The following is a 22,766-nucleotide window of genomic DNA, read 5'->3' as shown; positions in this document are numbered from 1 at the left end:
TAAGGTTTAGTCACGCAGATCTACAATCATCTTACACACAGAACAAACCTTGCCTGTGCACTCTGCGCCGCAATTTGCACACTTGATCTTTTCTTTATGGTTGGCATCCTTCATGGTTTGTGATATTTTTAGAACAGATCGGTACATGTTATTCTTTATTCCTGAATGGCTGTTTTCTAATTTGTTCAAAAACTCGCGAATCTCTGTCCGAATTCCTTCATTCGTGTGGGGACATGGTTCAGTCTGGAATGGCAAATTATTTGTGAATGCATAAAAGACGATTTCTGACTCGTAAATTTCGCAAAACGGCTTTATCTTTCGCAGGGTGTTATTGGAGGTGTCTGGATCCATCCAACCAATTTTGTTGGTGTCTCCAGATAACGTGTTTATGACAAATGTCTGTAGTGTGTCATCTAGGTTGTGACCTGTCGCAATAATGTCTGCCCCAATTTGCATTGCTGCATGATCCATTGCACGCCTTCTAAATGTGCCACAAATGGAGCACGATGACAATCTGTCATCTTCGTTTTGTTTTAGAGATTCATCCAATGTTAAACCAAACAAGTCCTTGTATGGATATATGGTGTGTTCTACTCCAAGCCTTACACAAAAATCCCTTACTATGTCCAATGCTTCATCGCGATATCCGGGAATCCCCTCATCTATTGTCACTGCGTGAATTCTGAAATTGTGATTTTTTGCCATCTTTGATAATACGTGTAACAATGCAAGTGAGTCTTTTCCTCCAGAGACTGCCACACAAACCAATTCACCGTTTTGGATCATGTTGTATTTTGAAATGGTCCTTGCAGTTTTGCGCAATATGGAATTTGAAAAGCATTCAGAACATAGGCTCTCACCGGAATATTTCCTAGAATAGGCTGCGGTGTTTTGACATCTGTCGCATTTCATGGCTTTGGTGCCAGTAGCCCAAATTTAACGATAATTACTCTAGATTGTAAACCAGCCTGATTTTAGATATGATAGCGCGATGTTTAGGCCAAACAAGGCAAAGGTAAAGCCGTAGATTGCCCACATTGTGCGATTTACCATTGAATCTGAAAGCTTTTTGTCAATTATGCTGTGGATGAACTTGCCGCCATCAAGGATTGGCAATGGAAGCATGTTGATTATTCCTATGAAAAATGAGATCATCCAAAGCCACAGCAAAAACATTGACAGCTCAGGACTCTTCCATTCTATGAAGTTGTAGATTGGCTTGTATGATATGGAATTGTCGCGTGTTATCCCTATCAAACCCTTGGTGGGATCATCAGGAGAAGGCATTACCTCTACTTGGTGATCGATGCTGACTCCGTCTCGAAGTACTGTGACCTTGGCAATCTCTCCCGGTACAAGCTTTACCTTGGTAAAATCAAGAGGCGTTACCACCGAAATGCCGTTAATTGATGTTATGACATCATTGATTTGTAGTCCTGCCTTTTCTGCACCTCCGCCAGGCATTATGCCCAGTATGTTTACTCCTTGCGGGGTCTCATAGAACGTACTTCGTATTGGCTCTGGCACAACAATTGCAAAGAACGGGTTTGTCAGTAAAATGGCGCCAAGCACCAGTGCAAATATCACATTTGAAGTAGCTCCTGCACCAATTACTCGAAGCTTTGAGATCTTTTTTGCCTTGTTGAATTCTTCATCGTCTGGTTCTACGAATCCGGCAAACATTGCAATGAATATGGCAAATCCACCCGTCTTGATTCGGATCTTTTCCAGAGTTGCAACTATGCCGTGGGCCCCCTCATGTATCACCAGTACAATTGGAATTGACAACAGAAAATACAAAATTGCAGAAGACGATGTCAGTGTGACACCTGGGATCAGCACTGTAAGCTCTGAGAATTCTTCCGGCTTGTCAAAGAATTTAGTTACATTGTCTATCAAAAACCAAAATCCAAAACCCATCATGATAAAACCTGCAACCACACTTACATCGGCAAACACACGTATGCCTCGCCTAGTTCTGCCGAGCATCTTGGTAAGTGCTACCTGAACCTGAGTGTTCTTGTATGTCAGGCTGTACGGTTTTACCTCAAATCCGTGCTTTTCCAGCTTGAGTGCTTTGGTTAATCCAAGTATGATTCCCCAAGCCATTAAAACATAGATTATGGCGTTCTGTGATAAAAAATCCAAGTTCAAATTAATTGCTACTTTTTTTAATGACGCCCATTTATCGTTTGCTATGAAAGGGGTAGTGATATTATCCACATATCCGAACAAAAAGTCAATTCAAAAAATAGCAAACAAGCTTGTACGATCAAGACTTGCAGCATGCGTAAACATGACTAGGATATCTTCGGTATATTCCTGGCAAGGCAAAATAGAAAACACAGATGAAATCTTGGCAGTATTCAAAACTACACAAAAAAACAAATCAAAGCTAAAAGCACAGATCAAGCTCACGCACCCGTACAAAGTCCCAGAAATTGCAGAAATAACACTAGCTGATCTAAACAAGCCATATCTACAATGGCTGATTGACTCTACTGGCTAGACATCCACTGCAAATCTAAGAAGGGATACAATTCCACCAAGGCCGGATACTTGGAGGCCTATGTCTGTTGACGCATCCAATGCGTAGACTTTGACTCCCTTGGACTCAACATCGTTTAGGAACTGTATTATTTGGTTTTCATCATGAGTCTGGATTATTTTCTCTGAGAAAACCAGCGATTCTACTGCGCCAAGGTCGTTTGCCTTTTTTGTCTCCTCAAAACCCATTGTGAATTTTCTACTCTTGTTGTTTGCCCTGATCATTATTTCTTCTAGTATGGATGAGACCTTGGCAAGCTTGCTCTGGCTCAGTATTTGTTGCATTACCTTTGACTTGATAAACGTGTAAATCCCATCTTCTCCTCCAGAATCGATTCCGTCAACTATCTCTATTTTGTGGGCCTTTGAGATGGGGCTTTTTGCCAAAAAGTTGGCAAACTGTCTTTTTGTTTCACCAGGGCCAAAAATCACTAGACTGTCGTTTTCTCTGAGTGTTGTGTTTAGCGCCTTTGCGACACTTTCAAAAAATGTCTGAATGTTGAAGCTAGTCTTGTATTGTTTTCCACTGGAGCCAGAATACATGTTTTGCATCAGCTCCAAGTGAGTCCCTTTTAGCTTGCCTATTCCGCAGTCTCCCCTGTCTATTGCAACCAAGACAAACCCAAGACTTTCGTCCTTCGTCTTTATCAGTTTTAGCTCAAGCGGCTGCCATTTCTTTTTTACAACGTTAAACGAATCCCCAATTCTTACCAGAATTGAATGATGAAGTCCTTTTGATACTGCCTCATTTGTTGATTCTGTAATGGTGCCATGGATTCGCAGTTTGTCAAAAACTGCATCCAGCGCTATTTTCTCAACCTCCAGTGCTATGCGAATCTTGATTCGCTCACCTCTGTCGGGCCTAGAATAATCCTTGTCCTGTTTTATTACGCGTGTAGTGTCTGAGATTATGGTATCCTGATTTTTTATAATTCTGCGCAATACCAGCAAATCATCTGGTTCTTCGACTAAAAACGACACAGTACTGTCATCGATAATCTTTGTAATCATGGAGTGGTATTGTGTAGAGCGATATTATACAGTACTGGTGCTTTCCATGTTTTTCTTTTTCAGATAATTATCAACCCAGTCTGGCGTGATTACCCCGCCTTCTGCCAAATTGACAAGCGAATTCGATGATGCCTCGCCAGTCACTTTGCCGCCCCTTCTTCTAAGCTGCCTCCACTTGAGTGTTGTATTGCCGCTCTTTGAATTGTAAATTATGCCCAAGACATCGCGCGCATTTACAAACGTAATGTCGCGAATTTTCTTTAGCGTTACCTTGTCTGCTGCCTCTACGTAGATGGAACCCAGCGATTCTTCTCGCTCTGGAAATACCTCCGGGTCTTCAAGATAGCTTCGGGGCATGTATGAGCTGCATGTGCTTGCTATGATGAATCGTCTAAAGCTTTCAAGTGAGGCTGGAGCGTCAATTGCAACCATTTTCTTTAGCACTGGCATTGCGCCTTATCAAGCTTCTTTTAAAAATCCCTCATTGCTATATTGTATAGTAGGCGTTGATGACCTTATCCCATTGATTCTAAAATGATATAGATCTTGAGTTCTGAGCCTGCATTTTTGCTAAAAGATTTAATCCAAAATTTGTTTTCTAAGAATAATGAAATCCCTAACCGAATATCTGACATTTAACACAAAAAAGAGACTAGAATTTGTACATATTACACCACAGGTGCGTCAACTAGTCAAAAAAAGCGGAATCAAAGAAGGCCTATGTCTTGTCAATGCAATGCATATTTCCGCAAGTGTTTTCATCAACGACAACGAATCCGGTCTTCACAAAGACTATGCAAAATGGCTGGAAAAACTAGCACCACATGATCCAGTAAACCAATACCAACACAATGACACAGGAGAAGACAATGCAGATGCACACCTAAAGCGACAGATCATGGGGCGCGAAGTCGTAATAGCAATAACTAATGGCGATCTGGACTTTGGGCCTTGGGAACAAATTTTTTATGGAGAATTTGATGGGATGCGACCAAAGCGAGTTCTAGTCAAAATCATCGGAGAATAATTATCCGAAATCTGCGTCTCGCTTCTGACTGGCGCTTTCGTTTTTGCGAGAGGCCAATCGAAATTCATCATCATGGTTTTGCGGACCATGTGTACAGTTGACACAACCTACCTTGAATCCATATTCATCTTTGACAAATGTCTTGCATCCGCAAAAGCATGCCATGCTAGAAGTTTTACATTCTATGATATAACTTTACGCAGAGCAGCAAGAGCCTGGTGGAATAGCATGTCCGTGTGGGCACTTGCGTGGATGCTTTAGCATTGTGCATAATGCGTCTGTGAATTGCTTGCTCATGTGGTGTTCTATTCCACAGACCATTTCCTCATCGATTTCGACCTTTAGCGCGCTATCCATAAGGACCTCAAGCAGTCTACTGTTTCGCATCATGCTAGAACCTACCTTTTCTCCGCCCTCTGTCAGAGATACACCTGCCTTGCTGTAATTTACCAGATTCTGCTCATTTAGCTTTTTTAACATCTGGACTACGCTTGGCTGTCTGACATTTAGCATCTTGGCAATTGTACTAATCTTGACTGGCTCGTTTCTCTCCTTGATGTGCCAGATTGCTTTTAGGTACATCTCCACATGTTCTGCTTCGGCAGTTCCAACGAACAGTATCTCATCATTTATCGAATCCATTATGATACATCCTTTGCATCTTTGAGCAAATATTCAAAGTATTCTCTTGCAAAGACAGCCAAACCTGCATGGTCTGCCCAAATTGCAACTGCCTCTCCTTCCGAGGCATCATTAATTGGACCAAGCAAAATCACTACATAGCGCTTGTCCGAAATTATTCCTCCTCCAAACAGTCCTTTTTTGACCTTGACTGTGGATACTCTGGCCAAAGCCTTGAGCGATTCTCGGTCCATCTCATCTGACATCAATATGGTAATTACAACACCCTTGTCATGCAGCTGGCGCAATTTCGGCAATGCCTGCTTTACGAGCATCTCGTTTGCCTTTGGCAGGGCGATCAGAACCTCGTTTCTGCACGAATCAACCATTTCTAGGATTTTTGATGCAATATTCATTATGCCGGACAAAACCCAAATGTCTGGCCTCTCACTTACACCACTTTTCTCGTATAATGGCACCAGTTCCCGCAAAACAACATTTTCATTTTCCTTAAAATCGGATTCTATCTTTTGCTTTGTTGCCTCTAGCGCAGTTGCTGGGGATTTTGCAAAATATTTTGTGGGCCTGGAATCATCAGAGCCGATCCAGCCTTTTTCCTCAAGCGATCCGAGCACCTCATAAATCTTGGAATATGGCACGCCCGACTTTTGACTCAGATCAGACGCGGTAAGCTCGCCTCCTTTTAGCAAAGAAGAATACGTCCTGATCTCATAGCTTGTCAGGCCAATCTTTTCAAGCGACTTGCGCGTATTATCAGAAATACTCATCCGATCTTATGCGTGGTTTTTCAGTATTTAAACACAGAACCGATCAATCTACTGAATACAACGGGGCAGAGTGGGAAATACATTAAATATCAATTTGAAAAACTGCAACTAGTACATGTCGCTAATTCAGCTCTCAAGAAACTCGACAAAGACGCTTGGAAAGAAATCCACAATCAGATTCACCCAGAGCATCTGCCCTGACTGTAACATGATTCTGGATGCAGAGGTCTTTGAGCGAGACGGACGCGTCTTTATGAGCAAAACATGCCCAACACATGGCGAATGTGAAGAATTGTACTTTGGTTCCTATGAAATGTACAAAAAATTCAGCACCTATTGGGCTGACGGCAAGGGCGCACATGCACCAAACGTAATGATCGAGAAATGTTCTTGCCCGAATAACTGCGGTTTATGTTCAAATCACCTATCACACAGCGGTCTTGCAAACATGATCGTAACCAACAGGTGTGACCTGACATGCTGGTACTGCTTCTTTTACGTAAAGAAGGGCCTTGAAGGAGCATACATGTACGAGCCGTCACACGACCAAGTTCGTGCAATGATGAAGACCCTAAAGGCAGAGCGACCAATTCCGGGCAACTCTATCCAAATCACTGGCGGTGAGCCAATGCTGCGAGATGACATTACCGATATTATCAAAATAATGAAACAAGAAGGTGTTGACCATGTCCAGATGAATACAAACGGCATCAGACATGCAATGGACCCAGAAGCGGCAAGAGAGGTAAGACTGGCAGGCTGCAATAACCTGTACCTGAGCTTTGACGGTGTCACTGCAAGAACAAATCCAAAGAACCACTGGGAGATCCCATATGCTCTGGATAGCTGCAGAAAGACAGGCACAACAGTAGTTTTTGTTCCGACAGTTATCAAATCAATCAACGACCATGAACTAGGCGGTATCATTCGATATGCCCAAAAGAACATGGACGTAGTTCACGCAGTAAACTTCCAACCAGTATCACTAACTGGTAGAATGGGTAAAGCAGAACGTGAAAAATACAGAATCACCATTCCTGATTGCATCCAAAGAATCGAAGAGCAGACAAATGGCGAGGTTACAGTTGATGACTGGTTCCCAGTTCCAAGCTGCATGCCGTTGACTAACGTAATTGAGGCATTCTCTAGCAAACCAAAATACGAATTATCAATTCATTTTGCATGTGGTGCAGGCACCTATGTCTTCGAAGACGCAGAGACAAAGAAATTCGTCCCACTGCCAAGATTTGCAGACATTCAAGGAATGTTGGAATTATTCGAAGACAAAGCAGAAGAAATCCGTTCTGGTAAAAACAAGTACTTTACCATGCTAGAGGTTGTAAGAAAGCTTTCTAGTTTCGTTGACAAAAAGAAGCAACCAGCAGGCCTAGACTTGGCAAAGATGTTTGGCAATATTCTAATGAAGAGATCATTTGATGCAGTAGGCTCTTGGCACGTCAAGGGATTATTCTTGGGCATGATGCACTTTCAAGACAAGTACAATGAAGACCTAGAAAGACTACAAAGATGTGATATACACTATTTGACTCCAGATCTTAGAATCATTCCATTCTGCGCATTCAATGTCATTCCAGAATGGTACAGGGACAGAATCCAAAAGAAATATTCCATTACAGTGGAAGAATGGGAGCAAAGAGAAGGTGTCAAACTAGAAGACGGCTTGTATAGAGGCCTAATGAGAAGAGGAAAAGGAGACGAGCTCGCAGCTGGTTGTGCAAAAAGCCAGATGATGCATGCAGCATCTCAAGCATTAGTGTAAATTAATCCAAGACCTTTTAAAATCATAAATTTAATTTTGATTCATTGAAACTACTTTTCATTTCTCCAAGGTATTCTGGTGGTATAGGTGGCCATGCAGCTATGCTTGCAGACCAACTACGAAAACATGGATTTCATGTTGATTTTCTTGATCCTCCAAAAATTCCAATTAAAAATTTTAAAAATCCAAGCTTTGTAGTTACCAGCTCCATCTCGAGTTTCTTTAAGGGTAGTTATGATATAGTGCATGCGTTCAATGTGCCGTCTGCTTTTGCGATGCGGACAGCATGTGCAAAAAAAAGAGTACTCTCAATTCATGGTGTTTTCAGTGATCAGGTAAACATTCTACATTCAAGTGCTCTGGGAAAAGTTGCCAAAACCACCGAAGAAAGCGCTCTCAGATGGGCAAACATGCTAACAACTGACTCAAAAATCACACAAAAAGCCTACAAAGAAAAACTAGGACTGGATTTCGAGTATCTACCAAGCCCAATTGATACGGAAAAACTAGATGATATTCCAGACACAGAAAAAAAAGACAACCAAGTTATCTATGCTGGCAGAGATAGTTACGAGAAAGGAATTGATATTCTTCGCAGAATAGAATCACAAATCAAAGGCAATGTCGTTTATTGTATAGACTTTCCTTGGCAAAAGGCAATGTCCACACTCAAATCCTCAAGAGTATTGGTTGTACCGTCAAGAATGGAAAGTTTACCTACTGTAATCAAAGAGGCATTTTATCTGAAAATCCCTGTCATTGCAACAAATGTTGGTGGAATACCAGAACTAGTCACTAACAAAAAAACAGGCATTCTAGTTCCACCAGAAGAACCTCAAACATTATTGTCTGAAATCAACTCGTTATTAGACGATTCAGAGCAAATAAAAAAACTGACTGATGCTGCATTTGACTTTGTAAACAAAAACATGACATGGACTATCTGGCTTCCAAAATATATTGAATTTTATAAAAAACTCTTAAAATAATCACAATGAGAAAAATATTTTCAAGCCATCGCTTAGTTCGGTTTGATACTCCCAATTGAGTAGTTTTTTTGTTAGAGTTGTGTCGGCTTGACTAGTGAATACATCTCCAACTAATGGTTTCTCATATTTTGGTTCTAGTTCTAATCCAGAAAGCTCAATCATCTGATCTGCCAGCTGTTTTATGGAAGTGACCATACCGGTTCCTACATTGAAAAATCCGTTTTTGACATTACTCTTCATGGCTGCAATGTTTGCTCTTGCAACGTCTTCTACAAAAATAAAATCCCTTTTTTGTTCACCGTTACCAAAAATCACTGGCTGCCTTTTTTCTTTTAGATTGTTGATGAATTTGGTTATTACTCCTGCATAAGATCCAGTCTGGCCTTTTCCATAGATGTTAAAGTATCTGAGGCCAATTATTGAAACACCATTTTCAACATATTTTTCGGCCAAAAATTCGTCCTCTAGTTTCGTGTTACCATACGGATTGATCGGGGTACGTTTACTATCTTCGGCGATTGGAGTTTTTTCTGGATTACCATAAACGCTAGAGCTGCTAGCATAAATTATCTTGGTCCCGAATTCCCTTGCTATTTTGAATACATTTTCAGTACCTTTGACGTTTACATCTACATATTCGTCTTGTTTTGTAAATGACTCTTGTACGTCTGTAAGTGCTGCCTCATGAAACACACCGTCTGTATTTTTTATGATATTTCTCATAGAATCAAAATCTCTGATATCGATTTTTTGAAATTGTATTTTATCAAAAACTTCTTTTAGATTTTCTAGCTTACCTCGATAAAGGTTATCTATTACAATCACATCGTGATTTTCTTTGATTAATCTTTTTACCAAATAGCTTCCAACAAAACCAGCCCCACCGGTTACAGCAAATTTCACATGACGTGATAAATTTGTCATATCTTTAAGTCTTGAGCAAAACTAGACAAAACTAAATAAAGAATGATCATCGAAAATCAAACTAGTTGATGCATTGATGACCAATTCAATAATGGAGATGAGTTCACAGGAGCTTATTCAAGCGATTCAGAGCAACAATCTCAAGGTTTGTGTTATTGGTGTGGGGAGAATTGGATTGCCTACTGCACTATCCTTTGCAAATTCTGGCCTCTCAACAATTGGAGTGGATATCAATTCAGACCTAGTTGCCTCCATTAACTCGGGTGAATTTCCCCTTAAAGATGAGCCTGGTTATGACATAATATTTGAAAATGTAATGAAAGAAAAAAATTTTTCTGCAACTACGAAGATCGAGGAAGGTGTTCCAAAATCTGACGTGATACTATTATCACTTCCAACCCCAATGGATGAAAACAACATTCCTAATTATTCTGCATTGAAATCTGTAGGCAAACAACTACATGAACTGCTTACTCCCGGATCACTTGTTATTGTAGAAAGTACAATAGAACCGGGATTTGTGGAAGATGAACTGATCTCTATAATAGAAGGGGATGGAACCAGACTGAAAGCAGGAAAGAACTTTGGAATAGGAGTATGTCCTGAAACTGCAAACCCAGGACAAATTCTTAATGATTTTGAAAGATTGCCAAGACTTGTAGGTGCAATTGATGATAGAATTGCCAACATCATTACAAAGATCTATAGGCATGTGTTCACTGTTGATCTAATTCCGATGCCTGATTGTAAGACTGCTAATGCAGTAAAGCTTACCACGAATGTTTTTCGTGACATTAACATTGCTTTTGTAAATGAGCTCGCGATATTGTTTGAAAAAATAGGCGTCGATATTATGAAAGTACTCGAAGCTGCAAAAACAAAATACAATTTTCAAGTTCATTATCCTGGAGCGGGAGTAGGTGGGCCATGTCTTCCAGTTAATTCTTACCAAATGCTTAATCTTGCAAAACGTGTTAATGGAAATCTAAATATTGTTAAAGCTGGTCGTATTGCTAACGAATCGATGCCTGATCATGTAATAGGCCTACTAAATGATGGATTTTTAGAGGCCAATAAGAGCATCAAAGGTTCAGAAATACTAATCCTTGGCATATCGTACAAACCGGATGTAAAAGATATCCAGCTAAGCCCTGCGAAACATATCGTAGAAAAATTGCTTGCGGGTGAGGCCAAAGTAAAAATCTATGATCCGTATTACAAATCTACAAACGTATATGGAATACACACAGAAAGTAATTTTGTTGATGCATTAAAAAATACTGATGCTATAGTTATAGTGACTGCACATAAAGAATTTCATGATTTGGAACCAATATTTTTAGCTACAAGAATGAGAACTCCTATACTTGTTGACTCTAGGGGTGTAGTGGATAGACATGCAGCAAAAAAAGCAAATCTGATATTTAGAGGATTAGGCCGTGGTAAGATCTAGAGTAAACCCGAAATTAATCAAACATATTCTGACATTACGATACTCGACTGAAATCAAATCAAAAATTCCGAAGTTATCTTGGAAAGATTTCGTTGAAAAAGAGCAGAACATATCTGCTGATCAGGTAGAAAAAATAATCATTAGTTATGTAAAAGATAACATCGAAAATTCTGCTAGAAATAAAATCGCATTGGCGTTGAGTGGTGGAATAGATTCAACATTAGTTTTAAGCTCTTTAATCAGGGCTGTACCAAATGTGAAAATAAAGACCCTGTCTGTAAAATTTGCTGAAAGTTTTGATGAGACAAAACAATCCTCTAAACTTGCAGAAAGATTAGGCGTTGATAATCAAATTATTTTCGTATCGAATTATCTTAAAAACTTGCCAGCAGCAATAAGTATAGTAAAACTTCCCATATGGGATTTACATTGGTATCATGTGGCAAAAAAAGCAAGCTCTATTTCCAAATTCATAGTGTCTGGAGATGGTGGAGATGAACTATTTGGAGGCTACACATTCCGTTACAAAAAATTCCTCTCATTGATTAAAAAAAATACAACTAAACAGAACAAAATTCTATCCTATTTAAAATGTCATGAACGTGATTGGGTTACGGATCAGCCAAGAGTTTTTGGTAAAAACTCGAACTTCTCATGGAAAGAAATCTATAATGTCATAGAACCATACTTTGGCAATCCATTAAATCCACTAAATCAAGTATTCCTAGCTGATTTTAACGGTAAATTAAGACATAATTTCTCAGTAGTAAACACAGCAATTAACAAACATTTTGGGATTAAAACATTAACACCATTGCTGTCAGAAGAAATGATCTCATATGCTACCCATATTCCATCAAATATGAAATACGATAAACAGAGCAAAACTGGCAAGATCATATTACGACAAATAATTAAGAAAGAAAACTTGGAAAGATTTGTTTCACAAGGAAAACAAGGATTCTCTATAGATACTGTAAATCTATGGAAGTCATATGGTAAAGAAATCTGCGACTATTATCTTTATGATGCTAGAATTATACAAGATGGCTGGATCAATAGAGAATGGATAAGAAAAAAATTGAAAATAAAAGATACTGATGCAAGAACTGTTAACAAATTATATGGACTGTTAGCATTTGAAATCTGGTATAAATTGTTTATCACTAAAGAATTGAAACATTCAACAAGACTTGTTTAAAATTTTAAATATAATTATTTGCAATTGATAAAAAATCTTTAGCTATTTTATCCATATTAAAGTTGGATTCGATGAACCCTCTTCCTTCCATTCCAATTTTCTTTGCTTTGTCGTTATCTTCAAGTATGAGGTTAATTCGATCAATCCAGTCTGTAGGGTTTTCCTTTTCTACTAAAAATCCAGTCTTACCGTCTACCATCACTTCTGGTATTCCTCCCACATCTGTTGCTATGACTGGTTTTTTCATAAGCTGAGCTTCCTGTAATGTTAACGGGGACATATCAATCCCACTCATTAGTCCATAGATATCTATCTCTGAAAGATAGTCTCTTACTTCGTCTGGATATTTCATTGGGCCCAACCACTTGAAATTTTCAAATTTTCTTAGAGGTTTTAGAATTTGTTCTCTGTAAGGGCCATCACCTACCCAATAAAACATAATGTTTGGCATTGATTTTAATATCCGGGGTAAAATTAGCATCTCTTTTGCCTTTCCCCAAATAATTGCACTTTGTAAGAATCCGACACAGGGATGTTTGAGCTTGAGCTTGTCTGTTTGAAACCACCTTGATGGTGTTATTCCCTGTCGTAAAACATGTATATTCTTTGAAGGATAATGTTTTTTGGTAATGTCTGCAAGGTACTCACATATTGGCAAAATTGCACTTGATGACTCAAAGCATTTCTTTCCCATTTTTTCCCATTCGGAAAGAACAATACCTTTTACAAATGACTTGTATGTTGTTTCTCTTGCCCATTGTATTTCACTCCAAAAATCTCCCCGTAGGTGTACTAGTGTAGGTATTTTTGACTCAACAGCAGCAACAGAAAAATGCCTTTGTCTATCTACAAAAATTAACTCGGGTTTAAAATCACCAATTAGTTTTTTAAATTTTCTTCTAGTCTGAAACCAGTTATTGAGATTTCTGCTTGGAAAACCATCGTAAATTTCTGAATCTAAAACTAGTTTTGTTTCTACACCAAGTCTCTCTAAAGAATCATTAAATTCCTTAAGATGAAAAAACTTACTACTAGCTCCACCAATAAGCAATCTCAATTTTGAATTTTAATATTCAACTGATTATATTAAACGTGTTATGGTTATGAATTTCTCCTATGATTTTATCACATGAATTCATTTGTAATTAGTAATAAAACGTGAAAATTACTTTCAAAAAACTAGGAATGAAACAAATACATCAAAAACAAACATAATTTTGATTAATTAATTAACCTGTCTTCACAATCACATTTACCTTTATACTATTTTAGATCTATCTGTTGATTGCTAGAAGAAAATTAGGATTTCGTGCTTGGTTTTATTTCAGACAAGGCTGGACTACGTATTTTGCTTTCATCTTCGCGGCAGTAAATACTATGGTTACAACATATTATTTGGCAATAGAAAATATCCCTGCATTAAAAACTGTATTTCCAAGCTTTTTCATATATGTGAGTGTGATTGCTGGGCTTGGTATACCATTTCTTGTCTTCGTAGGATATGTGCATTACAAACGAAGCTCAGCATATTCTGCTGAAGCTGACATTAATGTAGAATCATATCCATATTTTTACAAGCTACAGCCAGGATGGACACGAGAAGTTGTCTTCCCGTTATATGGGATCATAGCACAATTACTTGTAAAAATCTCAAAAAATGAAAAAATCACTGATGAAGAGCTTTCTATAATCAAATCCATTGAAGAAAAAATTAATTTATTGGTAAAAGGTGGATATGTAGGAAGTCACAGAGAAAAGACCGACAAAGTAAAATGATCATTTAGTAAGCCTTTCATATTCTTCTTTTCCCCATGATTTAATATTCCTCATTCTCATTTTTCGTAAATAAATCAGTCTTTCCGATAACACTGCTAACAAATTTTCAAATATTATTGTTTTTGACTTTCGTTTTATTGTTTTATTTTTTCTAGTCATGGCCTCAAAAATTCTTTCCCATTCTTTTACAACCTCATCAGGATCCGAAAGTTTTTTGATATAAGAATATTGTTCTTCTACTAATTTATCTCTAAATTCTTTTGATTGTACTATGGAATCAATTAGATTTGCAAGATCATGAGAATCTTGTGTTTTGGGTAAAAACGGTGGCACAACTTCCTTACCATCTATTATCATGGGTTTATTTTGATCGGTAAAACAAATTACTGGTTTTTTACAAAATGCAGCATCTCGCTCTATCGCTCCTTGTGCACCGATACGCATCTGACCTAGTATTGCATCAGCGAACGTGAAATAACTACCTAATTCTTTGCGCTTTATTAGTGGAATGAACTCAACTTGTTTTGGGCATTTATCTATTAATTCTCTATTGATTCTTTTCTCTTCCTCGGAATTCTCAATAAACCATTTTACTTGTAAGACCTTAAAGTCTGTCTTGCATAGTCTTAATGCCTCCAAAATTATGTCGAATCCTTTTGCAAGACCAAAACGCTGGGCCGACAAAAATGTGAATTTCTCTTTTTTAAGATTTACAGGTTTTATCTCGTGATTAAATAGTGTTGTATCAACAATTACCCTGTCCAATCTTATTGCGTCTTTCCTATACTTTATCAAATAATTGTATTCGATTTGTCCTCCAATACATGTTAATGCGGTATCGAAGACTCTTTTATAGAATGAGCGCTCGATAAAATTCAAATCATAAACTATGGTGTTTGTAAAAGGATCTCTAGACTTTTTTAGAAAGGGAGGAGTTGCTATATCACCACCAACAAAATACATTATGTAATTTAATCCTGCCAGATATGCTACTCTTGCTCCTGCCCAAGACATGGCCAAGCATAAATCAAATTTAGTGCATATTTCTTTGATCATTTTAACTTGTTTAGAGATTAATAATGAATCAAAAAACTCTACTCCCTCTTCTGAATATGTTAATAACGCATTTTGTTTTCGGGGAAAATTAATCAAATGAATATCTACATTTTTTACAAACTTTTTGAGAGTAAAGATATTGTCGGCAGTGTCACCTATTGCTAAAACTTTTGTCTTGCCCAACAATCATCTTTATAAAAATTAAAGGTTATTAATCTTCAAAATTATTTTATCATGTTGAATTATAAAATTACATCTAAATTAATCCACAATTATTTGACATTACGATATAATCCGGAAGAAATTAACATTCATAAAAAAATCCCATCATCTGATTTATTAAATACAAATTCTGATCCTGGAGGTCATAAAACTGAACTATTGTTAAAAAAAGCAATTAAGAAATCAATACCTGACAACGATGAACCGCTTGCCCTATCTCTTAGTAGTGGAATTGATTCAAGTCTAACTTTAGGATTATTACGCCATATTTTTCCATCCAGAAAATTAATCTCAATATGTGTGGTATTCAAAGATGCTTATGATGAATCAAAACAAGCAAGATTAATAGCTAAAAAATTTAATTCTACATTTAAAATTGTGACTGTGGATTCTATATTCAAAAATATGCCTGAATTGATATCAATTGCAAAAAAGCCAAGATGGAACACATATCAACACTATGTTGCAAAAGAGGCTAAAAAATATAGCAACATTCTTGTAAATGGTGATGGTGCAGACGAAGTTTTTGCCGGTTATACATTCAGATATCATAAATTCCTTAATCTATCAAAATTAACTGATGATTGGAAAACTAAAGTAATCCATTATCTGGAGTGTCATAATCGAGATTGGGTTCCTGATCAAAAAAATATTTTTGGAAAAAAAATCAAGTTTGACTGGAATGTGATCTATAATTATCTTAAACCTTATTTTAGAAATTCATTAAAACCAATTCAACAAGTATTTTTGGCAGATTTTAATGGAAAGCTAATCTATGACTTTATTCCAACTGGACAAAAAATTCTACAACATTATGGCCTGCTTGGCATATCTCCATTTTTAGATAGTAATGTAGTTAATTTTGGACTTCATTTACGATTAGACCAAAAATACAATGCTGTTTCCAACAAAGGCAAGCTAACGTTGAGGAAAATAACTAATCGACTTAATGTAGAACATATCGATGAGAAAAAAGGATTCAGCCCAGATCTATTGCTGGATTGGAATAGAAATGGGAAACAAATTGCTGAGCGTATCCTTCTTGATAAGAAGAGCTATGTGTATGGAAATAATATCATCAATTATGGTTGGATACTAAACGCGTTCGACCGAGTTGATAGTGATGGTGATATCAGATATTTGAGTAAAATTGTATCGATTTTAGCATTGGAAATATACTATCAGTTATTCATCACAAAACAAATTAGTCCAAAGACAATTCTATAATCGTGAATCTTCATTTTGTTTTGATTTTCACTAGTTCTTGGATTAATTTTGCTCTCTTTTCCGCTTCTTGATTATTCTTACCTACCACTACAAAATAACCTGGACGTAGTAACTGATTTGACAGTACTTCAATACGATCTCCCTTCTTGACGTGAATTTTTAGATCTACTACCCATGAAATTTTTTGTGCTTTTCTAATTCCATTGATACTTTTGACAATTCCTGGTTCAGCAACAAAAAATCGATAAATCACACTATTCCAGAATTGTGGTTTCAATGATCCAACTTTCTCTCCTAAAGCGATTTTGATCATAGCTTCCATCATGTTCACACCGTTTATCCTTGGAACCACGACAGAAGGTATGAAACCACCTGCACCTCCTCTGCCGCCAAAATCGATAACATATACTTGTCCGCTTAAAGAAATTGCTTCTATATGCGATGCTCCATTTCGTATGCCTGATGCAGCTATTGCTTTTTTTGCAGCTAGTTTCAATTTTCTTACTATGTCCTTTTTTTGTTTTGATGGATAATCCAAACTTGTGGCCACACAATATGGATTACTTGTTCGAATTTTATCTGAAATTGCTAATACTGAAGTTTTTCCGTTTATGGTAATACTTTCAATTGTGTGCTCTAAACCATCGATAAACTTCTCTATTATGATCCCTTTCTTTAGGCAAAACCCCTGTGTGAATTTAAATTTCTTTTCAAACTCTTCTATGGAGTTGACTCTTATCACCCCACGACTTGCACCATAACTGTACTCAGGTTTTAGTATTACAGGTAAGCCTATTTTATTTACAACTCCTAATGCGTCTTTAAAATTAGTTACTACTTTCCTTGGCGGTATTGGTACACCATGTTTTGCAAAACGAGAAAATAATTCGCCTTTGTTTGTTACCAAATTTGCAGTTTTACTTCCTAAAGAAACTAGGTTAATTTTCTCTGCTGCATATGCAGCTGGAATCACAGAATAATCACCTGTAGATAAAATCCCATCTATATTTTCAGCTTTGGCAACGCTTAGAACTTGTTCTTTGTTTCCTCCATCAAGATTAATTGCTTTTTTAGCTATTTTGAGTCCTTTTGCAGCTGGATTCTTATCCATTACAACAGTATGTAAGCCCATGTTGTTTGCAATATTGATTATTGCCAAGTGTGATACCCCTCCACCCAAAATCAAGAGCTTTTTTTGCAATGAAGAACAGGGAAATCATCACAATATATTACTATGTTAAGATTTAATTTGTAAATAATTTATACAAATCCATGAAACTAACACATTTTATTTTTCTACCAAATTTTTCACAACTATCTCGAAGATGAATTAAATTAGTTTTAAAATCGTCAATACCGGTTCCAAATAGCTCATTTTTATTTTCCTGCTTTAATAATTGCATAGGGTGAATAATTGTTACAATAATTTCTTTTTCTTTTACAATGTTAGTAATTTCATCTGCAATGACTTTTGGTTTAAAGCATAAATCTAGATATCTGAAGATTGATTCTTTGTCATAAGGTGCTTTAGTAGAAATTGTAGTCAATGGAACTTCTAATATGGAATGACATTTTGTTTTATCTGAATCTGTAATTCGATAATCTGTAACAGATGGAAAATATGGTGTGGACTCTGTTACTGACCAATCAAAACTGATTGTTTCATCTCTTTTACGCTTTGGTAATGCTGAAGAATCCACTTTTATTCCATATTTCTGAAGTGCCGCTAACAAATTATTGTTCATTGAACAACCTGCCATTCTAGCCGAAAGTGGTATCAGTCCATAATTATTCATCATTCTTACTGCATTCTCAATGTATCTTTCAATTTCTAATTTGGATTTTGAGCTTATATCAAACATTTTTGATATTAGACAATGCAATCCAATTTCGTCATTATTTAACATAACATCGTCCTTTTTTTGTATAAAATTTTTTAATATTATGTCATTATTTGACACCAACCAGCATATCTTTGGTTTGCAGTGTGAATTTAGTACATGACTGACGGTATTGGCAATATCGGGCAAAAGTTCAAGATTTTCTAATGAATGCTCATCTTTGAAATGAGAGTTCGCTTGGTCAAAATAAACATCTGCTGATAAAACCAAAAGAATTTCATTTTTCAATTTATAACACATACGCCATAAAGAATTGTAAATATTTATCCAGATTTCATATTGAGCCACTTGTTTGTTCTAATTTCTGGATCTAATGATGAGTAATGTTCACTATACACTCCATTTTGAGTTTTTATATTGTTCTTGTAAAGATAAATGCAAAATTCATATGGCATGTAATCTTGTCTCAGTGTTATCCTTGTAGTAATTTGCTTACAAACTTTCATTATTTTCTCTGGATTTACATAATTGGCATCTTTATTTTTAAAATCAACATAGGTTGTCATAAAATCTGTAGCAACTCCTCTTCTACAACAATTGAATGCTTTTCTTAATACTAATTCTATAAACTGATATGGTGATTTTCTTTTAAAATTAAATAATCCAGAGATAATTACCCAATCGTATTTTTTATCTATGTCATCTTTTACAATATCAAAAACTCTAAAATCCGCTTTTGGATATTGCTCTGTTCCATATTTTATGAGATTTGGATTCAGTTCTAAACCCAAATAACTGAATCTAAGTTTTTTGTACTTTAAAAATCCATAAAGATCTCCAAATCCGCATCCTATATCTAAAACACTGGAATTGTTAATGTTACCAATAGAAATCAAGGCGGAGAATCTGATTCCCTGTCTACCTTTGATCCATCCTAATGTTTTTGGATTATATCCAAATTTTATCAAACGTCTATTGTATCTATCTATTGTTTCTCTGTTATGGTCCATGGCGTTAATTGTGACTCGAAATTCCTCCTACGATGTTTTTACAATTAACTCTTTAATTGTGTTCAACCCTCTCTTAATTCGTTCTAAACTCTCAGTTCCTATTGATATTCTGATGAATTGATCACAGCTTTTCCCATAACCGATGCCTGGAACAACGCTGACATTATACTCATTTAATAATCTCATAGCAAATTCATCAGATGATAATTTTGAGCCACTAATTGAAATAAAAAAATAAAACGTTGCATTACCTGGTAAATGTTCAAGAGAAATTGAATCCATGTAATCTTTTACTTGTGTTCTAATTTCAAGTAATTTGTTGATCTGTGGAATAGTTATGTCAATTATGGCATTAAAGTAGTGTGACAGATAGTATTCCAAAATTGTAGCAGGACAGGTAATCAAATGTTGATTGACCTTCAACAACTGTGATATGAATTTGTGATTTGAGATTACATACCCAATACGCCAACCCGACATTCCATAATTCTTAGACATTGAATTGATAATTATGCTGTGGTTTTTTCCCACATCAAAATTGCCTATGGAAAAAAACTTGTCCTTTGATGTAAAATCACTATATGCTTCATCTGATAAAATCATCAAATTATGTTTTATTGCTAAATTATACAAGTGCAGCATCTCTTCTTTTTCATAAGTTTTCCCAGTTGGATTATTGGGATTGTTTATTATTATGATCTTAGTCCTTTTTGTAATATATTTTTCAAAATCAAAAACAGATTTGTCGTATGGTATGTGGACAGGAATGCCGTGACATAATTTTACTTGCTCAGTATAGCTAACCCATGCAGGCTCGTAAATCAAAACTTCATCATTTGGATTTAACATACACATAAGTGACATATGAATGCCAATTTTTGATCCTGCAGTAACTAAAATCTCAGATTCATAATCTGAACTAACGTTATAATTCTGAAAATAATATTCTGATAATTTTCTTCTTAATTCAGGAATGCCTCTTGAATGGGAATAATGATAGATCTTGGAATGCGGTAGGGGCTCAAAAGAGAACAGCGGTATATCGAAGAAAGCCTCTCCTAATGATAAAATTATTATGTCTTCCCCATTTCTTTGTTTTTCGTAAACAATGGTATTGTATTTTATTGATAAGGCCTCAGAACTCTCAATCACTGCCTTGGAAAATGATTCTACTTGTCCCATTGCACTCATAATGTAAGTGATTGTTATTGAAAAAAACTTTGTTATTATCTCATTCACTAAGTGTTTGACTGATGATCTTGCATATGCGATTCTGATCTTCCAATTCCAAGCTCCTATGTAGTGGAAGAGACAAAGCATTTCTAAACAATAGCTCCGAGTTTTTCAATTTACCTATTCTCTTGTAATTCCTATATGCTGGTTCTAGATGTAATGCGTATGTACCAATTTGACTCTGAATGTTCTCATCTGCAAGTGATTTTCTTATCTTATCTCTGTAGTCGTCTTTTTCAACATAACATGCATATGTCTGAAATGTCTGTCTTGTGTCACTTCCTACATATGCTGGTCTTATTCCATTAATCTTTGACAATAACTCATTGTAGATTTTGGCTTTTTCTATTCTTACCTGTATTATCTTTTCAATTTTTCTCATCTGCACTATTCCAAGCGCACTTAAAATGTTTGAAAGCTTGTAATTTGTCCCAATAGTTTCAAACGTAGTTCCTTTTGCGCCAAAATGTTTGTATGAATGAAATTTTTCGGCCATTGAATCATCATCAGTAGTTATCATTCCGCCTTCTCCTGTTGTGATTACCTTTCTTGGATGAAAACTAAAACAGGAATAATCCGCAATCTTTCCAACAAATTCTGAACCAATCTTAGCACCTAAACTACAAGCAGCATCTTCCAAACATTTGAGGCCAAGCTCTTTTGATTTCTTATATAATTTTGATTCTAGTGGAACTCCTGCCCAAGATACCGGAATGAAGACCGTCATGGAACTATCATAGGCCTGCTCTAGTGTCTCAGTTGTCATGTTCATGCTTTCTGAATCAACATCTACCAAAACAGGTTTTCCGCCAGCCAAAATGACTGCTTCAGCAGTAGCAGGGTATGTATAATCAGGAACTATTACCTCTTGACCCTTGATATTTAGACATTCCAAAACCGTATGTAGGGCCGTAGTACATGATGTCATTGCTATTGCATGTTTGACTCCAACATATTCAGCGACTTTCTTTTCAAATTCTTGGGTTGTTACACCCTCAGTCAGAAATCCAGTTGCCAAAACTTTGCGAATTTCTTCAAGTTCTTCCTCGCCTACATCTGGTACAGCAAGTGGAATCAATTTTTTTGCCATCTGATTTTTTTATTAGATTATTCATATTAATACTATAAGACACGAACATTTTTAGAGTATCAGTATTCACTCGTGGCATTGAAAGTTTTAATCTTGGGTTCAGAAGGATTTGTCGGTAACAATCTGGTTCAAGACCTGGGAAAATCATATGACGTTACAGCTGCAGATCAAATTGACAGCACGCGAAATCAAAACTATGTCAAGTTTAACATTACTGACTACAAAAGTGTCCAAAATACCGTCAAAGATGTTGATGTCGTAATTGATCTGGTTGCACATTCTCTTGTATCATCAATTGATCAGACAATCCAGAACGCACAAGTGAACATAATCGGACTACTCAATGTTTTAGAAGCCTGTAGACAAAACAAAGTAAAGAAAATAATCTTTACATCCGCATCATCACTTGTAGGTGAGCCGCAAACCTACAAAGTATCGGAAACCCATGTAACAAAACCAAAGACTGCATATGGAATAACAAAACTTACCTCAGAACACTATCTGCGATTATATTATGAACTCTATGGACTGCCTTTCGTAGTTTTTAGATTTTTCAATATTTATGGTGACTACCAAAAAAACGGACTCATTCCTTCGTTATATGGAAAAATTACCAAAAATGAGCCTCTGACTGTATTTGGCAAAGGAGATCAAATCAGAGACTATGTATACATAAAAGACATTGTTCCTTTCTTTGATTATGCTGTGTCGCAAAACAACGCAGACAATTCAGTGTTCAATCTTGGAACCGGTGTTGGCTCTACTATATTGGATGTTATTAATACAATATCTAGAATCCTACAAGTATCACCTAACATAGAATTCCAACCTTCACGTCCTGGTGAAATTGGTAATTTTGTATCCGACACGACATTATTACAAAAAACCTTTGGAAAGACTCCAAGTACATCTCTTGAAGATGGATTAAACAAAACTATTTCTTGGTTAAAGAATAATCATCGATAATGGA

At 36.4% G+C, this 22,766-nt stretch carries 24 protein-coding genes; 9 read left to right on the top strand and 15 right to left on the bottom strand.

Features of this window, described 5'->3' with window-relative positions:
• Positions 1 to 6: 6 nt before the first annotated feature.
• Positions 7 to 912, bottom strand: a complete 906-nt coding sequence (locus NAQ_RS06555) for a TIGR00269 family protein (RefSeq protein WP_100182775.1) — start codon at positions 910 to 912, stop codon at positions 7 to 9.
• Between the two features lie 39 nt (positions 913 to 951).
• A complete protein-coding gene (locus tag NAQ_RS06550; protein WP_100182774.1) occupies positions 952 to 2,109 on the bottom strand; it encodes a site-2 protease family protein in 1,158 nt (385 codons plus the stop codon).
• Between the two features lie 88 nt (positions 2,110 to 2,197).
• On the opposite strand from NAQ_RS06550, the gene cutA reads away from it, so the two are divergent.
• Positions 2,198 to 2,509 (top strand): divalent-cation tolerance protein CutA, encoded by a 312-nt coding sequence (gene cutA, locus NAQ_RS06545; protein ID WP_100183500.1) that lies wholly within the window; start codon positions 2,198 to 2,200, stop codon positions 2,507 to 2,509.
• Here cutA and NAQ_RS06540 read toward each other — a convergent pair.
• Both NAQ_RS06540 and NAQ_RS06535 read right to left on the bottom strand, forming a co-directional pair.
• On the bottom strand, positions 2,506 to 3,558 hold the full coding sequence (locus NAQ_RS06540; RefSeq protein WP_100182773.1) for a pelota family protein: 1,053 nt from the start codon (positions 3,556 to 3,558) through the stop codon (positions 2,506 to 2,508). The two genes, cutA and NAQ_RS06540, sit on opposite strands and share 4 nt — an antisense overlap.
• A 24-nt stretch (positions 3,559 to 3,582) precedes the next feature.
• Positions 3,583 to 3,990, bottom strand: coding sequence for a hypothetical protein (locus NAQ_RS06535; protein ID WP_100183499.1), 408 nt, complete (start codon positions 3,988 to 3,990; stop codon positions 3,583 to 3,585).
• 175 nt (positions 3,991 to 4,165) lie between these two features.
• Here NAQ_RS06535 and NAQ_RS06530 point away from each other — a divergent pair, with 175 nt between their 5' ends.
• Complete coding sequence (locus tag NAQ_RS06530; RefSeq protein WP_100182772.1) at positions 4,166 to 4,585, top strand: secondary thiamine-phosphate synthase enzyme YjbQ; 420 nt, start codon at positions 4,166 to 4,168, stop codon at positions 4,583 to 4,585.
• On the opposite strand, the gene NAQ_RS10145 is transcribed toward NAQ_RS06530, so the two are convergent.
• Genes NAQ_RS10145 through NAQ_RS06520 form a run of 3 tightly spaced genes read right to left on the bottom strand, consistent with a single transcriptional unit; the run spans position 4,586 to position 5,994 of the window.
• Positions 4,586 to 4,750: a hypothetical protein gene (locus NAQ_RS10145; RefSeq protein ID WP_162858685.1), complete on the bottom strand. Its 165-nt coding sequence runs from the start codon at positions 4,748 to 4,750 to the stop codon at positions 4,586 to 4,588.
• A gap of 30 nt (positions 4,751 to 4,780) precedes the next feature.
• Positions 4,781 to 5,227: a metal-dependent transcriptional regulator gene (locus NAQ_RS06525; RefSeq protein ID WP_100182771.1), complete on the bottom strand. Its 447-nt coding sequence runs from the start codon at positions 5,225 to 5,227 to the stop codon at positions 4,781 to 4,783.
• The gene (locus tag NAQ_RS06520) at positions 5,227 to 5,994 is read right to left on the bottom strand and encodes a TrmB family transcriptional regulator (protein ID WP_100182770.1); all 768 of its coding nucleotides are present in this window, start codon (positions 5,992 to 5,994) and stop codon (positions 5,227 to 5,229) included. The genes NAQ_RS06525 and NAQ_RS06520 overlap by 1 nt, the downstream gene beginning before the upstream one ends.
• Before the next feature lie 115 nt (positions 5,995 to 6,109).
• On the opposite strand from NAQ_RS06520, the gene tes reads away from it, so the two are divergent.
• Both tes and NAQ_RS06510 read left to right on the top strand, forming a co-directional pair.
• Positions 6,110 to 7,774 (top strand): tetraether lipid synthase Tes, encoded by a 1,665-nt coding sequence (gene tes / locus NAQ_RS06515; RefSeq protein WP_177585568.1) that lies wholly within the window; start codon positions 6,110 to 6,112, stop codon positions 7,772 to 7,774.
• Between the two features lie 44 nt (positions 7,775 to 7,818).
• Complete coding sequence (locus NAQ_RS06510; RefSeq protein WP_100182769.1) at positions 7,819 to 8,763, top strand: glycosyltransferase family 4 protein; 945 nt, start codon at positions 7,819 to 7,821, stop codon at positions 8,761 to 8,763.
• On the opposite strand, the gene NAQ_RS06505 is transcribed toward NAQ_RS06510, so the two are convergent.
• Complete coding sequence (locus NAQ_RS06505) at positions 8,764 to 9,666, bottom strand: NAD-dependent epimerase/dehydratase family protein (protein WP_100182768.1); 903 nt, start codon at positions 9,664 to 9,666, stop codon at positions 8,764 to 8,766.
• 97 nt (positions 9,667 to 9,763) lie between these two features.
• Here NAQ_RS06505 and NAQ_RS06500 point away from each other — a divergent pair, with 97 nt between their 5' ends.
• Together NAQ_RS06500 and NAQ_RS06495 are read left to right on the top strand one after the other, a co-directional pair.
• Entirely contained in the window at positions 9,764 to 11,140 is a 1,377-nt protein-coding gene (locus NAQ_RS06500) for a nucleotide sugar dehydrogenase (protein ID WP_100182767.1), read from the top strand.
• Entirely contained in the window at positions 11,127 to 12,341 is a 1,215-nt protein-coding gene (locus tag NAQ_RS06495; protein ID WP_100182766.1) for an asparagine synthase-related protein, read from the top strand. Before NAQ_RS06500 ends, NAQ_RS06495 begins: the two co-directional genes overlap by 14 nt.
• A gap of 4 nt (positions 12,342 to 12,345) precedes the next feature.
• Here the strand turns inward: NAQ_RS06495 and NAQ_RS06490 are convergent, their stop codons facing one another.
• Complete coding sequence (locus NAQ_RS06490) at positions 12,346 to 13,392, bottom strand: glycosyltransferase family 4 protein (RefSeq protein WP_245871558.1); 1,047 nt, start codon at positions 13,390 to 13,392, stop codon at positions 12,346 to 12,348.
• 326 nt (positions 13,393 to 13,718) lie between these two features.
• Between NAQ_RS06490 and NAQ_RS06485 the strand changes: the two genes are divergently transcribed.
• The gene (locus NAQ_RS06485) at positions 13,719 to 14,117 is read left to right on the top strand and encodes a hypothetical protein (RefSeq protein WP_177585566.1); all 399 of its coding nucleotides are present in this window, start codon (positions 13,719 to 13,721) and stop codon (positions 14,115 to 14,117) included.
• On the opposite strand, the gene NAQ_RS06480 is transcribed toward NAQ_RS06485, so the two are convergent.
• Positions 14,118 to 15,356 (bottom strand): glycosyltransferase, encoded by a 1,239-nt coding sequence (locus tag NAQ_RS06480; protein ID WP_162858684.1) that lies wholly within the window; start codon positions 15,354 to 15,356, stop codon positions 14,118 to 14,120.
• A gap of 54 nt (positions 15,357 to 15,410) precedes the next feature.
• Here NAQ_RS06480 and NAQ_RS06475 point away from each other — a divergent pair, with 54 nt between their 5' ends.
• Positions 15,411 to 16,622 carry an asparagine synthase-related protein gene (locus NAQ_RS06475; RefSeq protein WP_162858683.1) on the top strand — a complete coding sequence of 404 codons (1,212 nt, stop codon included), beginning with the start codon at positions 15,411 to 15,413 and terminating at the stop codon, positions 16,620 to 16,622.
• Positions 16,623 to 16,632: 10 nt separating this feature from the next.
• On the opposite strand, the gene NAQ_RS06470 is transcribed toward NAQ_RS06475, so the two are convergent.
• Genes NAQ_RS06470 through NAQ_RS06450 form a run of 5 tightly spaced genes read right to left on the bottom strand, consistent with a single transcriptional unit; the run spans position 16,633 to position 21,796 of the window.
• Positions 16,633 to 17,823, bottom strand: a complete 1,191-nt coding sequence (locus NAQ_RS06470; RefSeq protein WP_162858682.1) for an ATP-grasp domain-containing protein — start codon at positions 17,821 to 17,823, stop codon at positions 16,633 to 16,635.
• Positions 17,824 to 17,866: 43 nt separating this feature from the next.
• Positions 17,867 to 18,751, bottom strand: coding sequence for a polysaccharide deacetylase family protein (locus NAQ_RS06465; RefSeq protein WP_162858681.1), 885 nt, complete (start codon positions 18,749 to 18,751; stop codon positions 17,867 to 17,869).
• A gap of 35 nt (positions 18,752 to 18,786) precedes the next feature.
• Complete coding sequence (locus tag NAQ_RS06460; protein WP_119571107.1) at positions 18,787 to 19,473, bottom strand: class I SAM-dependent methyltransferase; 687 nt, start codon at positions 19,471 to 19,473, stop codon at positions 18,787 to 18,789.
• A 27-nt stretch (positions 19,474 to 19,500) separates the two neighbouring features.
• Positions 19,501 to 20,664, bottom strand: coding sequence for a pyridoxal phosphate-dependent aminotransferase (locus tag NAQ_RS06455; protein WP_218192565.1), 1,164 nt, complete (start codon positions 20,662 to 20,664; stop codon positions 19,501 to 19,503).
• Between the two features lie 40 nt (positions 20,665 to 20,704).
• Positions 20,705 to 21,796: a DegT/DnrJ/EryC1/StrS family aminotransferase gene (locus tag NAQ_RS06450; protein WP_100182758.1), complete on the bottom strand. Its 1,092-nt coding sequence runs from the start codon at positions 21,794 to 21,796 to the stop codon at positions 20,705 to 20,707.
• 78 nt (positions 21,797 to 21,874) lie between these two features.
• Between NAQ_RS06450 and NAQ_RS06445 the strand changes: the two genes are divergently transcribed.
• Complete coding sequence (locus tag NAQ_RS06445) at positions 21,875 to 22,762, top strand: NAD-dependent epimerase/dehydratase family protein (protein WP_218192564.1); 888 nt, start codon at positions 21,875 to 21,877, stop codon at positions 22,760 to 22,762.
• Positions 22,763 to 22,766: the final 4 nt, after the last annotated feature.

It is taken from the genome of Candidatus Nitrosotenuis aquarius, from assembly GCF_002787055.1.
Classification (GTDB): Archaea; Thermoproteota; Nitrososphaeria; order Nitrososphaerales; family Nitrosopumilaceae; genus Nitrosotenuis; species Nitrosotenuis aquarius.
Note: the sequence above shows the minus strand (reverse complement) of the source record. Positions and strands in the feature narration are given on the sequence as shown.